The 13087-nt window shown below is 70.7% G+C and carries 12 protein-coding genes; 2 read left to right on the top strand and 10 right to left on the bottom strand.

The annotated features are described in order from the left end of the window. The first annotated feature begins 134 nt into the window (after window positions 1-134). Window positions 135-2069: an ABC1 kinase family protein gene (locus ACZ7OU_RS21460; protein WP_470256363.1), complete on the top strand. Its 1935-nt coding sequence runs from the start codon at window positions 135-137 to the stop codon at window positions 2067-2069. Here ACZ7OU_RS21460 and lepB read toward each other — a convergent pair. Genes lepB through ACZ7OU_RS21445 form a run of 3 tightly spaced genes read right to left on the bottom strand, consistent with a single transcriptional unit; the run spans window position 1993 to window position 5814 of the window. Continuing rightward, on the bottom strand, window positions 1993-2760 hold the full coding sequence (gene lepB / locus ACZ7OU_RS21455) for a signal peptidase I (RefSeq protein WP_470256362.1): 768 nt from the start codon (window positions 2758-2760) through the stop codon (window positions 1993-1995). The two genes, ACZ7OU_RS21460 and lepB, sit on opposite strands and share 77 nt — an antisense overlap. Further along, window positions 2757-5423, bottom strand: coding sequence for an RHS repeat domain-containing protein (locus ACZ7OU_RS21450; protein WP_470256361.1), 2667 nt, complete (start codon window positions 5421-5423; stop codon window positions 2757-2759). Before ACZ7OU_RS21450 ends, lepB begins: the two co-directional genes overlap by 4 nt. A gap of 58 nt (window positions 5424-5481) precedes the next feature. Beyond that, window positions 5482-5814, bottom strand: coding sequence for a YnfA family protein (locus ACZ7OU_RS21445; RefSeq protein ID WP_470256360.1), 333 nt, complete (start codon window positions 5812-5814; stop codon window positions 5482-5484). Between the two features lie 17 nt (window positions 5815-5831). Between ACZ7OU_RS21445 and ACZ7OU_RS21440 the strand changes: the two genes are divergently transcribed. Continuing rightward, on the top strand, window positions 5832-6626 hold the full coding sequence (locus ACZ7OU_RS21440) for a DUF4184 family protein (RefSeq protein WP_470256359.1): 795 nt from the start codon (window positions 5832-5834) through the stop codon (window positions 6624-6626). Here ACZ7OU_RS21440 and ACZ7OU_RS21435 read toward each other — a convergent pair. Genes ACZ7OU_RS21435 through ACZ7OU_RS21405 form a run of 7 tightly spaced genes read right to left on the bottom strand, consistent with a single transcriptional unit; the run spans window position 6616 to window position 13028 of the window. After that, window positions 6616-7017, bottom strand: coding sequence for a metal-sulfur cluster assembly factor (locus ACZ7OU_RS21435; protein WP_285483013.1), 402 nt, complete (start codon window positions 7015-7017; stop codon window positions 6616-6618). The two genes, ACZ7OU_RS21440 and ACZ7OU_RS21435, sit on opposite strands and share 11 nt — an antisense overlap. Further along, window positions 7014-7463, bottom strand: a complete 450-nt coding sequence (gene sufU / locus ACZ7OU_RS21430; RefSeq protein WP_285483014.1) for a Fe-S cluster assembly sulfur transfer protein SufU — start codon at window positions 7461-7463, stop codon at window positions 7014-7016. The genes ACZ7OU_RS21435 and sufU overlap by 4 nt, the downstream gene beginning before the upstream one ends. Next, window positions 7460-8749, bottom strand: coding sequence for a cysteine desulfurase (locus ACZ7OU_RS21425; protein ID WP_470256357.1), 1290 nt, complete (start codon window positions 8747-8749; stop codon window positions 7460-7462). Before ACZ7OU_RS21425 ends, sufU begins: the two co-directional genes overlap by 4 nt. 40 nt (window positions 8750-8789) lie before the next feature. Further along, window positions 8790-9560, bottom strand: a complete 771-nt coding sequence (sufC, locus tag ACZ7OU_RS21420; RefSeq protein WP_363997928.1) for a Fe-S cluster assembly ATPase SufC — start codon at window positions 9558-9560, stop codon at window positions 8790-8792. A gap of 32 nt (window positions 9561-9592) precedes the next feature. Continuing rightward, window positions 9593-10765, bottom strand: a complete 1173-nt coding sequence (gene sufD, locus ACZ7OU_RS21415; RefSeq protein WP_470256354.1) for a Fe-S cluster assembly protein SufD — start codon at window positions 10763-10765, stop codon at window positions 9593-9595. 2 nt (window positions 10766-10767) lie between these two features. Next, a complete protein-coding gene (sufB, locus tag ACZ7OU_RS21410; protein WP_470238327.1) occupies window positions 10768-12216 on the bottom strand; it encodes a Fe-S cluster assembly protein SufB in 1449 nt (482 codons plus the stop codon). Next, window positions 12213-13028, bottom strand: a complete 816-nt coding sequence (locus ACZ7OU_RS21405; protein ID WP_470256353.1) for a helix-turn-helix transcriptional regulator — start codon at window positions 13026-13028, stop codon at window positions 12213-12215. Before ACZ7OU_RS21405 ends, sufB begins: the two co-directional genes overlap by 4 nt. Window positions 13029-13087 lie beyond the last annotated feature (59 nt).

Raw genomic sequence — 13087 nt, 5'->3', positions numbered from 1 at the left:
CGTGGTTCGCGCGGTCAGGTTAGAAGTCCACGGACGAACGGGGCCACGGCCGAAAGTAGTTCCCTCGCGGGAGGGAGCCGCATCCCGCCGCCGCAGGAGCCGTCCGGCCCGGCCCGCGTGGTCTGCTCGGCGGCATGGACGTCTTGCTGGGCCTGCTGACCCTCCCCCTGTACGCGCTCGTGTTGTGGCCGCTGGTGGTCGCGTCGCGGCGGGTGCTCGGCGTCCGGATCGGCGTCGTCCGCGCGCTGTGCGGCGCCGGGTTCGGCTGGCTCGTCGCGGGCGGCATCGGCCAGGCGTTCCCGGTTTCCCTGCTGCACCACGGCGGCGCGGCCATCGGCTTGCTGATCCCGTTGGCGGGCAGCGCTTTCCTCGCGACGCTGATCTTCCTCCTGGTCGCCGAAATGGCCTTCCCGGGCGGGTTCCGGCCGCGCTCGCTGCTCACCAAGGTCCGGCGCGCCCGCCGGTACTCGCGGATCAGCCGGATCGCCATCAAGCACGGCCTCGGCCGCTACCTCGCCGGCCGCCGCGACCCCGATCTCGCGCCCGGGCGCCACGCCAAGCTCGCCCGCTCGCTGCGCCAGGCGCTCGAAGAGGGCGGCGTGACGTTCGTGAAGCTCGGCCAGCTGCTTTCGACGCGCGCGGACCTGCTGCCTCCGGTGTTCGTCGACGAGCTCGGCAAGCTGCAGGACCGGGTCGCGCCCGCGAAAGCCGACGCCGTGTGGGCCGTGCTGACCGAGGAGCTCGGCGGCTCGCCCGACGACGTCTTCGCCGAGTTCGACCCGGAACCCCTGGCCACCGCGTCGGTCGCGCAGGTCTACCGGGCGAAGCTGCGCGGCGGCGAGGACGTCGTCGTCAAGGTCCAGCGCCCGGGCGTGCGGGAGCAGGCCGAACGCGACATCGACATCGTCCGGCGCGTCGCCGCGGCACTGGAGGAACGCGCAGACTGGGCCCGCTCGCTCGGGGTCGCCGAGCTCGCCGACGGGTTCGCCGAAGCGCTCACCGAGGAGCTCGACTTCACCATCGAAGCCCGCAACATCACCGCCGTGACCGCGACTTCGTGCCCGGACGTCGTCCTGCCCACCGTCCACAAAGCACTGTCCACGGAGCGCGTCCTCGTCATGTCCCGGTTGGACGGCAAGCCGCTGGAGACCGCACCGGCGGCCGACCGCAAGCGGCTCGCGCGGTCACTCCTGCGCTGCCTGCTCGACCAGGTGATGATCGGCGGTGTCTTCCACGCCGACCCGCACCCGGGCAACCTCATGGTGCTCGCCGACGGCCGCCTGGGGCTGCTGGACTTCGGCTCGGTCGGCCGGCTCGACGCCGGACTGCGCGGCGGCCTGCAGAACCTGGTCCTGGCACTGGACCGCGGCGACCCGGCCGCCCTGCGCGACGGCCTCCTGGAGATCGTCGACCGCACAGCCGACATCGACGAGCAGCGCCTCGAACGCGCCCTCGGCGCCCTGGTCGCCCGGCACTTCGGACCCGGCCGCGCCGCCGGCCTCGACCTGTTCACCGGGCTGTTCCGGGTGGTCGCGGACTTCCGGCTGAGCGTGCCGCCGCCGGTCGCCGCGGTGTTCCGGGCGCTCGCGACGGTGGAGGGCACCCTGGCCGCGCTGGATCCCGCGTTCGACGTCGTGGCCGAGTCGCGCGCGTTCACCGTCGAGCAGGTCGGCGCCCGGCTGCGGCCGGACTCACTGCGCCACACCGCGCTCACCGAGGTCGTGGCGCTGCTGCCGGTGCTGCGCCGCATCCCCCGCCGCGTCGACCGCATCGGCGCGGCCCTGGAGGAGGGCCGGCTGTCGGTGAACGTCCGGCTGTTCTCCGACGAGCGCGACCGCGACGTCGTCACGAGCCTGGTGCACGAGGTCCTGCTGGCCTTCGTCGGCGCGGCGACCGGGCTCATGGCCGTGCTCCTGCTGACCGGCACGGGCGGCCCGCGCATCGCCGCGGACCTGACCCTGCACCAGGTGTTCGGCTACAACCTGCTGGTGGTCAGCGCACTGGTGGGGCTGCGGCTGCTCTTCGTCGTCTTCCGGCGCTCCGGACGACGGTCACGAACAGCCCGATGACCCCGGCGATGAAGAGCACCACGCCGCCGGCGATCCACCACCGCAGCGTGCCCAGCGTCGAGTCGCCCAGGGGCGCGCCCGGCAGGCCCGCGTCGGTGAACGCCGTGACGGCCGGCAGCGGCTTCGGCGTGACCAAGGTGCCGGTCGCGACCACGAACCCGCTGACCCCGGACAGCTGGACGACGCCGCGGAACCGGGAGTCGTCGGCGTTGCCCCGGTTGTCCCCGGAGACGAAGACCGCGCCCGGCGGCACCCGCACGGAGAAGGTGGTCGTCGCCACCGGGTCCTGCGCGTCCGGGCCGGTGCTGAGGTAGGTCTCCGCGATCGCCTTGTCGTTGACGGTCAGCTTGCCGTCGGTGCAGCACGCGACCGCGTCGCCGGCCACCCCGACGACCCGGAAGACGCTCCCGCCCGGCTCGTCGCCCCGCTCGAAAGCCAGCCGGTCGAACAGGATCACGTCCCCGCGGTGCACCTCCTCGCCGTCCCGGTCGCGGACCACGACGCGGCCACCGGACTGCAGCGTGGGACTCATCGCCCCACCCGGCGTCACGTACGACCGGTAGCCGAGCAGCATCGTGCCCACGCCGTAGGCGCCGGCCCCGATGCCGAGCAGCATGACGGCCGCCATCGCCAGGACCAGCGGCAGCGCCCGGCGCCGGGACGCGGCGGGCGGCGCGGACACCTCGGTCACGACGACGAACCTTCCTTCACGAAGAACGAGTAGGAGCGCTGGGTGTTGTACCCGCCGTCGCGGTAGCGGTGGGAGACGGTCAGCGAGTAGTAGCCCGGCTGCTTCGGCGTCCACGTCAGCGTCGCCCGGCCGTCCGGACCCGCCGCGACCGTCCCGCTCTCGTTCTCGGAGTGGCCCGAGAAGGTGTAGCTGTAGCTCGACACCGTGTCCGACGCCGACGAGAACCGGAACGTCCCCGGCACCCCCGGCCCCCCGCTGAACTTCCCTTCGGGGTAGTCGTCGGAGGCGATGACCGCTTGGCTGAACACCGAGAACGAGTAGCTCGACTCCGTCGAAAGCGTCCCCGCGGCATCCCGGGTCCGGACGGAGAGCTGGTAGCTGTCGTAGCCCGGCGGGGTCCAGTCGAAGGACGCCCGGCCGTCCGGGCCGACCGGGACGGTCACCTCCTGGCCCGCCAGGTAGTAGACGAAGTCGACCGCACCCGGCTGGTGGGCCACCAGGGCGAACCGGCCGGGGTGACCGGCGGTGGTGCCGTCCCGCGGGAAGTCCGCCGAGGTGATCTCCGGCTCGTCGTGGACGAAGACGGAGCCGTAGCCCGGGTCGGTGGTGATCCCGCTCGCCGTGACCGCCTGGGCCCGGACGGTCTGCCAGCCGCCGGTGGCCGGCACCCAGGTGATCGCGGCGGTGCCGTCGGCGCGAGCCGCGATGGTGCGCGGAAGTTCGGATCCGATCGAATACTCGTACTTCGCGACGCCCGGCACCTTGCTGCTGAACACCGCCTCGGCGGCCTCGCCCGGGTGCGCGCCTCCGGTGATCGTCACCTTCGGCGCGGCGCCGTCGACGGTCAGGTACACGGACCGTTCGAGGGTCTGCGCGGCCGGCCCGCTGTGGCTGCGGATCCGCAGCAGGATGTAGTCGGTGCGATCGGGCGTCCACGTGATGGTGGCCGTGCCGTCCGGACCGGCGGGCACCGACCGGTACTCCCCCGGCGAACCGCCGTTGAGGATGAACGCGTAGTCGTACGACGTGACGCCGGCCGCGCGCGGCGCGAAGGTCATGGTCCGCGGCGCGCCGAGCGGGATCACGCCGTCCGCGCCGGTGACCGTCGGCATGTCGTCGACCTGGAACCGGTAACCCCGCTCCGCCGACACGCGCCCCGACGCGCCCTTGCTCCGCACGAACACGTCGTGGAACCCGCCGCTCGGCGGGGTGATGGTCGCGGCGCCCTTGCCGTCGGCACCCGCGGGCACGGTCAGGGTCGGGCCGTCGTCGAGCCGGTACTGGTACTCGACGACGTTTTCCAGCTGCATCGGCGAGAACGTGAAGACACCCGGGATCCCTACGCCGCCGTCGAGGGTGGTCCAGCCCTGCGGGTACCGCACCGACCAGACGTCGGGCCGCGACTCGCGGACGTAGAAGCCCGTCGACAGCGTCTGCGAGCGGTTGCCCGCACGGTCGATCGCGTAGGCGTAGATGTAGGTCCAGCCCGAGTCCGTGGGGGCCCAGGTGACCGTCACCGGGCCGCCCGGGTGCTCCGGCGCGACGGTCTTCGGGTCGGTCCAGCCGCCGGTCGCGATCGAGTACTCGTAGCCGACGACGTCGTCGGAACCGCTGGTGCTGAAGGTGAAGTGCCCCGGCACGCCGACGTCACCCTGCGCGCCGGACACGTCGGTGCGGTAGACGTCGGAGGTGACGGTGGGCGCGTTCGGCACGACGCGGTCGACGGTGAAGTAGCAGGTGGTGCTCCACGGCGAGACGTCCGTGCCGTCGTCACCCCGGACGCGCCAGCCGTACGTGGTGCCTTCGGTGAGCTCCTCGCTCTTCACCAGCACCGAGCCCGATCCGCCTTCGTAGACCGGAGCTTCGAGCTCTCGCCGCGCCGACGGCTGGTCGACCGGCCACAGCTCGTAACGCGCGGTCAGCCCGTCGCCCTCGTCGGGGTCGGTGAAGTGCCCGCTCATGACGACCGACGGGGTGAAGTCGCGGTAGTTCGGGTTGAGGTAGCGGCCGGGCGCCTCGGGAGTGCAGGCCGCGTCGTTGTTCTCGAGTGCCGTGGGCGCGGCAGGCGCGCCGTTGTAGCCGACCTGCAGCGCGACGTCGCCGGCGAAGTCCCGGGCGTAGCGCGGGTCGAACTCCTGCACGGCCGGGACCCGCAGCTCGAGCGTCAGCGTCGAGTCGCCCCGCGCGGTCGCCGCCGAGAGGGCGGCGGTGACGTCGAACCGGGCGTCCGCGACGACACAGCCCGATGCCGGTTTCCCCGCGGTGGCAAGACGTTCCAGCTCCGCGGGCGGCTTCAGCCACGACGAGCGCGAGGTGAAGGGCGCGGTGCGCCACAGCTCGAGCGAGCGCTTACCGCAGTCCGCGGCACGCGTCTCCTTCGCCGCGACCGCGGCCGAGACGACGTGCGTTCCCTTGAACCGGGCGACGTCGAAGGTGAAGAACGACCGGGCGGCCGTCGCTCCGCGCAGCGTGGTGCCGACCGGGGCGGCGCCCGTGCCACCCGGGTGCGAGACGGTCGGCGTCGCGGCTTCGACGTACCCCCAGGAAGCCCGCGCGACGGTGGCGGACGGCACGAACCCGTCCGCGGCCGAAGCCGCCGGAGCCGCGAGGACGGAGATGGACCCGGCTATCAGGACAGCCGGAAGCAGGACAAGCTGGCGCATACGTTCCCCCCATGACGAGTGCACCGGTGTATCGACCGCGGCGGGAGAACGTTACGGATCACCCGGAGCGGGGTGCGTACATGATCACCGCGACACCGCCCAGGCACAGCACCGCGCCGAGCACGTCGTAGCGGTCCGGGCGGTAACCGTCCGCGACCACGCCCCAGGCCAGCGAGCCCGCCACGAACACGCCGCCGTACGCGGCGAGGATGCGGCCGAAGTGGGCGTCCGGCTGGAGCGTCGCCACGAAGCCGTACAGGCCCAGCGCCACCAGGCCACCGCCGATCCAGAGCCAGCCGCGGTTTTCGCGGACGCCCTGCCAGATCAGCCACGCGCCGCCGATCTCGCAGACGGCCGCGGCCAGGAACAGGAGGATCGACCGCAGGACCACCCCGGGATACTAGCCCGGTGCCGTTCACGCTGAGTCATCCCGCCGCCGTGCTGCCGCTGGCGAGACGACCGCTGGTGCCGTCCGCGCTCGTCGCCGGTTCGGTGGCTCCGGACGTCTTCTGGTTCGTGCCGCGGCTGCCCGGCGTCGGCCTGACCAAGACCCACGAACTCGTCTCGGTGCTCTGGCTCGACCCGCTGATCGCCCTGGTCCTGCTGGCCGTCTTCCACGTCGTGCTGAAGCGGCCGCTCCTGGCACTCGCGCCCCGGCCACTGGCCGAACGGCTCCCCCGCGCCTTCGGCTGGAAGCGGCCGGGCTGGATCGCGCTGTCGCTGGTCATCGGCGCCGCCACGCACGTCGGCTGGGACGCCTTCACCCACGAGAACGACGGGTTCGCGTTCCTGCGGACCCCGCTCGTCACCGGCGTCGACGTCGGACGCCTGATCCAGCTGGTCAGCACGATCGCCGGGGCCGCGGTCCTCGTCTGGTGGCTCGTGCGCTGGTACCGCACCGCGCCCACCCGCCCGGCGCCGGAAGCCAGCCGCCACCGCAAGTCCGTGGTCACGGTCCTGGCCGCGGGCGCCCTGGCCGGCGTCCTGGCGGAAGTGCTGCCGTTCCTCGCCCACCACGACGCGATGACGCGCGCGGGGGTGGCCGGCAACGCGACCTACCTGGCGGTCACCGGCGCCGGCAGCGGTTTCCTCACCGCGCTCGTCCTGTACGCGCTGGCCTGGCACGCGCCGTATAGGTCGTTATACACAAAGCGGGCCACCCCGGAGGGTGACCCGCTCGATGAAAGAAACGTCAGACGGTGAAGCCGAGGGCGCGCAGCTGCTCGCGGCCGTCCTCGGTGATCTTCTCCGGGCCCCACGGCGGCATCCAGACCCAGTTGATCCGGAAGTCCTTGACCAGCCCCCCGGACGTCAGCGCGGCCGACGTCTGGTCCTCGATGACGTCGGTCAGCGGGCAGGCCGCCGACGTGAGCGTCATGTCGATCGTGGCCGTGTTGTCCTGCTCGACGCGGATGTCGTAGACCAGCCCGAGGTCGACGACGTTGATGCCGAGCTCCGGGTCGACGACGTCGCGCATGGCTTCCTCGACGTCCTCGAGCTTGGCGAGGTCGAGGTCCTGCGTGGCCGTGGTCTCGGCGTCGAGGTCGGCGGCGGTCCGGCCCTCACGAGCGTCGGTGGCGGTGTCTTCGGTCATGCTTTCTCAGCTCCACTGGTGGTCCGGGCGACGGCGTCCTTGAAAGCCATCCAGCCGAGGAGGGCGCACTTGACGCGGGCCGGGTACTTGGCAACGCCCGCGAAGGCGATCCCGTCCTCCAGCACGTCCTCGTCCGGCTCGATCTTTCCCTTGCCCTGCATCAGTTCCACGAAGGCGTCCATGGTGGTGAACGCCTCCTCAAGGGTGTGGCCGACGACGAGATCCGTCAAGACCGACGTCGAGGCCTGGCTGATGGAGCAGCCCTGGCCGTCGTAGGAGACGTCGGCGACCTTCCCGTCGTCCACCTTGACCCGCAGCGTCACCTCGTCGCCGCAGGTCGGGTTGACCTGGAACGACTCGGCGTCGAACGGGTCGCGCAGGCCGCGCCCGTGCGGGTTCTTGTAGTGGTCCAGGATGATCTCCTGGTACATGCTCTCCAGGTTCACTGGGCCACCCCGAAGAACTTCTGGGCCTCACGGACCCCCGCGACCAGGGCGTCGACTTCGGACAGCGTGTTGTAGAGGTAGAACGACGCGCGCACGGTCGCCTGGGCGCCGCACGCGCGGTGCAGCGGCCACGCGCAGTGGTGGCCGACGCGGACGGCGATGCCGAGGCTGTCGAGCACCTGGCCGGCGTCGTGCGGGTGCACGCCGTCGATCACGAACGACACCGTGGCGCCGCGGTCCTTGAGGTCCGTCGGCCCGACGATCCGGACGCCCGGGATGGCGCCGACGCCTTCGAGCGCGGCCGCGGCCAGCTCGTGTTCGTGGGCCGCGATGCGGTCCATGCCGATGGCCGAGAGGTAGTCGACGGCCGCGCCGAGGCCGATGGCCTGCGACGTCATCGGCACGCCGGCCTCGAACCGCTGCGGCGGCGGCGCGAAAGTCGAGCCCTCCATGCGGACCATCTCGATCATCGACCCGCCGGTGAGGAACGGCGGCATGGCCGACAGCAGCTCGGTGCGTCCGTAGAGGACACCGATGCCGGACGGGCCGAGCATCTTGTGGCCGGAGAACACCGCGAAGTCGACGCCGAGAGCGTGGAAGTCGACCGGGAAGTGCGGCACCGACTGGCAGGCGTCGAGCACGGTCAGCGCGCCGACGGCCTTGGCTTTCTCGACGAGCAGCGACACGGGGTTGACCGTGCCGAGCACGTTCGACTGGTGCGCGAACGCCACGACCTTGGTGCGCTCGGTGATGAGCTCGTCCACATCGGACAGATCGAGACGACCGTCGGACGTCACCTTGAACCACTTCAGCGTCGCCCCGGTGCGCTGGCACAACTGCTGCCACGGCACGAGGTTCGCGTGGTGCTCCATCTCGGTGATGACGATCTCGTCGCCCGGGCCCACGACGAAGCGCGCGGCTTCTGGACCGGCGGTCGCGGCGTTGCTCATCGAGTACGCGACGAGGTTGATGCCCTCGGTCGCGTTCTTGGTGAACACCAGCTCTTCGGGGTCGGCGCCGACGAACTCCGCGATCTTCGCGCGTGCGGACTCGTAGGCGTCGGTGGCCTCTTCGGACAGCTGGTGCGCGCCGCGGTGGACGGCGGCGTTCGACGTGAAGACGTAGTCACGTTCGGCGTCGAACACCTGCTGCGGACGTTGGGACGTCGCCCCGGAGTCCAGGTACACCAAGGGTTTCCCGTCGCGGACGGTGCGCGACAGGATGGGGAAGTCGGCCCTCAGGGCCGCCACGTCCAGTGGCAAAGAGCTGGCCGAGGTGGTGGTCATCGGGCCGACTCCTCTCATTCTCGGTGTGTACTGGCGGAAGTCAGAGCGCGGCGGGCTCGGGCTTGCCGACGTACTTGACGTAGCCGTTCTCCTCCAGCTCGTCGGCCAGCTCCTTGCCGCCCGACTCGACGATCTTGCCGCCGGCGAAGACGTGCACGAAGTCCGGCGTGATGTGCCGCAGGATCCGGGTGTAGTGCGTGATCAGCATGACGCCGACCTCGCTCGAAGCCTTGTACGCGTTCACGCCGTCGGACACGACGCGCAGGGCGTCGACGTCGAGGCCGGAGTCGGTCTCGTCGAGGATGGCGAACTTCGGCTTGAGCAGCGCCAGCTGCAGGATCTCGTGGCGCTTCTTCTCGCCGCCGGAGAAGCCCTCGTTGACCGAGCGCTCGGCGAACTCCTGCGAGATCTCGAGCTTGCCCATCTCCTCCTTGACCTCCTTGACCCAGTGGCGCAGCTTGGGGGCCTCGCCACGGACCGCGGTGGCCGCGGTGCGGAGGAAGTTGGACATGGAGACGCCGGGGACCTCGACCGGGTACTGCATGGCCAGGAACAGGCCGGCGCGGGCGCGCTCGTCGACGCTCATCTCGAGCACGTTCTCGCCGTCGAGGAGCACCTCGCCGGAGGTCACCTGGTACTTCGGGTGGCCGGCGATCGCGTAGGACAGGGTGGACTTGCCGGAGCCGTTCGGGCCCATGATCGCGTGGGTCTCGCCCGACTTGATCGTCAGGTTCACGCCCTTGAGGATCTCCTTGGCGCCTTCGTCGGTGTCGACCGAGGCGTGCAGGTCCTTGATTTCCAGGGTAGCCATTCTTCGTTTCCTAAAGTCTGCGGTGGACGGCGTCAGGCGCCAACGGCTTCGAGCTCGGCCTCGATCGCGGCTTCGAGGCGCTCGCGCACCTCGGGGACGTCGATCTTCACCAGGATCTCGTGGAAGAACCCGCGCACGACCAAGCGTCGAGCGGCTTCTTCGGCGATCCCGCGCGACTGGAGGTAGAACAACTGCTCGTCGTCGAACCTTCCCGTCGCGCTCGCGTGGCCGGCGCCTTCGATCTCACCGGTCTCGATCTCGAGGTTCGGCACGGAGTCCGCGCGGGCCCCGGGCGTGAGCACGAGGTTGCGGTTGAACTCGTAGGTGTCGGTCGACTCGGCCGCGGCGCGGATCAGCACGTCGCCGATCCAGACCGTGTGCGCGCCCTCGCCCTGCAGCGCGCCCTTGTAGCCCACGCGGGACTTGCAGTTGGGCACCGCGTGGTCGACGAAGAGGCGGTGCTCCTGGTGCTGGCCGCCGTCGGCGAAGTAGACGCCGAGCATGTCGACGTCGCCGCCCTTGTCGGTGAAGGTCGCCGTCGGCGAGACGCGGACCAGGTCACCGCCCAGGGTGATCACGGTGTGCCGCAGCGCGGCGTCGCGGCCCAGCTTCAGGTGCTGCTCGGAGACGTGCACCGCGTCGTCGGCCCAGTCCTGGACGCTGACCACGGTGACCTTGGCGCCGTCGCCGATGACGAACTCGACGTTGTCGGCGTAGGTGCCGGAGCCGACGTGGTCGAGCACGACCACGGCTTCGGCGAACGCCTCGGCGCGGACCTGCAGGTGCCCGTAGGCGACCTTGTCGACACCGGGGCCGTGGATGCGCAGGACCGACGGCTTGGACGCCTTCGTCTCCTTGGGCACCGTCACGACGGTGGCCTGGGTGAACGAGGAGTACGCCTGGGCGGCGATCCGGTCGCTCGGGACACCGGCCTGGCCGAGGCGCGAGTCGTCGCGGCCGACGGTCTCGATGGTGAGTTCGGGGGCGGCGTCGGCTTCCAGCGTGATCTCGCCGGTGGCGGGCGCGCTGCCGTCGTGCAGGCCGCGCAGCCGCTTCATCGGCGTGAAGCGCCAGTTCTCCTCACGGCCGCCCGGGACCTCGAAGGCCTCGACGTCGTAGGAGGTGAAGCGCTCCGCGCGGGAGGCCGCCGGGATGACGGCCCCCTCGCGGATGGCTTCCGAAACGTTGTTCTCGGTAACCGACATGACTAGCCGACGGACCCTTCCATCTGGAGCTCGATCAGGCGGTTCAGCTCGAGCGCGTACTCCATCGGCAGCTCACGCGCGATGGGCTCGACGAACCCGCGCACGATCATCGCCATCGCCTCGGCCTCGTCGAGACCGCGCGACATCAGGTAGAACAGCTGCTCTTCACTGACCTTCGACACCGTGGCCTCGTGGCCCATGGACACCTCGTCGTTGCGGATGTCCACGTACGGGTACGTGTCCGAGCGCGAGATCGTGTCCACCAGCAGCGCGTCGCAGACGACGCTGGAGCGCGAGTGGTGCGCGCGCTTCGCCACGCGGACCAGGCCGCGGTACGAGGTGCGGCCGCCGCCGCGCGCCACCGACTTCGACACGATCGTCGAGGAGGTGTACGGCGCGAGGTGCTCCATCTTGGCGCCCGCGTCCTGGTGCTGGCCCTCGCCCGCGAACGCGACCGAGAGGACCTCACCCTTGGCGTGCTCGCCCATGAGGAAGACCGACGGGTACTTCATGGTCACCTTGGAACCGATGTTGCCGTCGATCCATTCCATGGTCGCGCCCTCTTCGCACTTGGCGCGCTTGGTGACCAGGTTGTAGACGTTGTTCGACCAGTTCTGGATGGTCGTGTAGCGGCAGCGGGCGCCCTTCTTGACGATGATCTCCACGACCGCCGAGTGCAGCGAGTCGGACTGGTAGATCGGCGCCGTGCAGCCCTCGACGTAGTGCACGTAAGCACCTTCGTCGACGATGATCAGGGTGCGCTCGAACTGGCCCATGTTCTCGGTGTTGATCCGGAAGTAGGCCTGCAGCGGGATGTCCACGTGCACGCCCTTCGGCACGTAGATGAACGAGCCGCCGGACCAGACCGCCGTGTTCAGCGCGGAGAACTTGTTGTCGCCGGCCGGGATGACCGAGCCGAAGTACTCCTCGAACAGCTCCGGCTGCTCCTTGAGCGCCGTGTCGGTGTCCAGGAAGAGCACGCCCTGGGCCTCGAGGTCCTCGCGGATCGAGTGGTAGACGACCTCGGACTCGTACTGCGCCGCGACACCGGCGACGAGGCGCTGCTTCTCCGCCTCGGGGATGCCGAGCTTGTCGTACGTGTTCTTGATGTCTTCGGGAAGGTCTTCCCAGCTCGCAGCCTGCTTCTCGCTGGAGCGGACGAAGTACTTGATGTTGTCGAAGTCGATCCCGGAGAGGTCGGCCCCCCAGTTGGGCATGGGCTTCTTCTCGAAGAGCTTGAGCGCCTTCAGTCGCGCTTCGCGCATCCACTCCGGCTCGGACTTCTTCCCGGAGATGTCGGTGACGACATCTTCGTTCAGCCCGCGACGGGCGCTGGCGCCCGCTTCGTCGGAGTCGGCCCAGCCGAACGCGTACTTGCCAAGGGACTCGATGGTCTCTTCCTGGCTCAGTGGCGCGGTGGTGGGAGTGCGCTGCTCGGCAGCGGCAGTCATGCGGGTTTCCCTCCATTCGGGATCCGTGCTGTGCGCCCTGAGGGCACCGTTCTGACCGGCTCGGGATGGGCCGGCGGACCCGCCGTGGCGGGTACGTGGGTGGTGCACGCGGAGTCACCGCGTGCGATGGTCGCCAGCCGCTGGACGTGGGTGCCCAGCAGCGCGGCGAACGCCTCCGTCTCGGCCTCGCAGAGCTGCGGGAACTCCGCGGCCACGTGGGCGACCGGACAGTGGTGCTGGCAGAGCTGCGCGCCGACGTTCTGGCCCGGTGCCGGGGCTCCGACCTGACGGGTCGACGCAGCGTAGCCCTCCCTGGTCAGCGCGGTCGCCAAGGCCTCCGCGCGCGCCGCCGGATCACTCGATCCGGTGATCGCGGAGCGGTGCGGCCCGACGAGCTTCTCGATGCGCTGCTCGGCGAAGGCGCGTACGGCGTCCTCACCCGCGTGCTCGGCGAGGAAGCGGATGGCGGAGACGGCCAGGTCGTCGTAGGCGTGCCCGAACCGGGCGCGGCCGGCCTCGGTCAGCAGGAAGAGCTTGGCCGGACGGCCCCGGCCCCGGGGTCCGCGCCGCGACGCGTCCCGGGTCTCGGCTTCGCCGTCCGCGAGAAGCGCGTCCAGGTGCCGGCGGACGGCCGTCGGGCTGATCCCGAGCTGCTCGGCGACCACGACGGCGGTCATGGGACCCTGTTCCAGGAGCACCCGGGCGACCTCGTGCCGGGTCTTGCCCTCGGCGCTGACCTGCGACGGGACGACGGGGAGCCCGGCGCGCGCCAGGTCGCCGCCCGCCTCGTCACCCGCCTCCGTCTTTTTCACAACACAAGTGTGTCTTATTTCCGGATGACCCGCAAAGGCGGGGTGTCCGGCAGTGACCC

It is taken from the genome of Amycolatopsis sp. NPDC114505 (genome assembly GCF_055633615.1).
Note: the sequence above shows the minus strand (reverse complement) of the source record. Positions and strands in the feature narration are given on the sequence as shown.

Coding starts and splice junctions, on each gene's coding strand:
- ACZ7OU_RS21460 (WP_470256363.1), top strand. CDS start 135: ATGGACGTCTTGCTGGGCCTGCTGACCCTCCCCCTGTACGCGCTCGTG.
- ACZ7OU_RS21450 (WP_470256361.1), bottom strand. CDS start 5,423: ATGCGCCAGCTTGTCCTGCTTCCGGCTGTCCTGATAGCCGGGTCCATC.
- ACZ7OU_RS21435 (WP_285483013.1), bottom strand. CDS start 7,017: ATGACCGAAGACACCGCCACCGACGCTCGTGAGGGCCGGACCGCCGCC.
- ACZ7OU_RS21425 (WP_470256357.1), bottom strand. CDS start 8,749: ATGACCACCACCTCGGCCAGCTCTTTGCCACTGGACGTGGCGGCCCTG.
- sufC (WP_363997928.1), bottom strand. CDS start 9,560: ATGGCTACCCTGGAAATCAAGGACCTGCACGCCTCGGTCGACACCGAC.
- sufD (WP_470256354.1), bottom strand. CDS start 10,765: ATGTCGGTTACCGAGAACAACGTTTCGGAAGCCATCCGCGAGGGGGCC.
- sufB (WP_470238327.1), bottom strand. CDS start 12,216: ATGACTGCCGCTGCCGAGCAGCGCACTCCCACCACCGCGCCACTGAGC.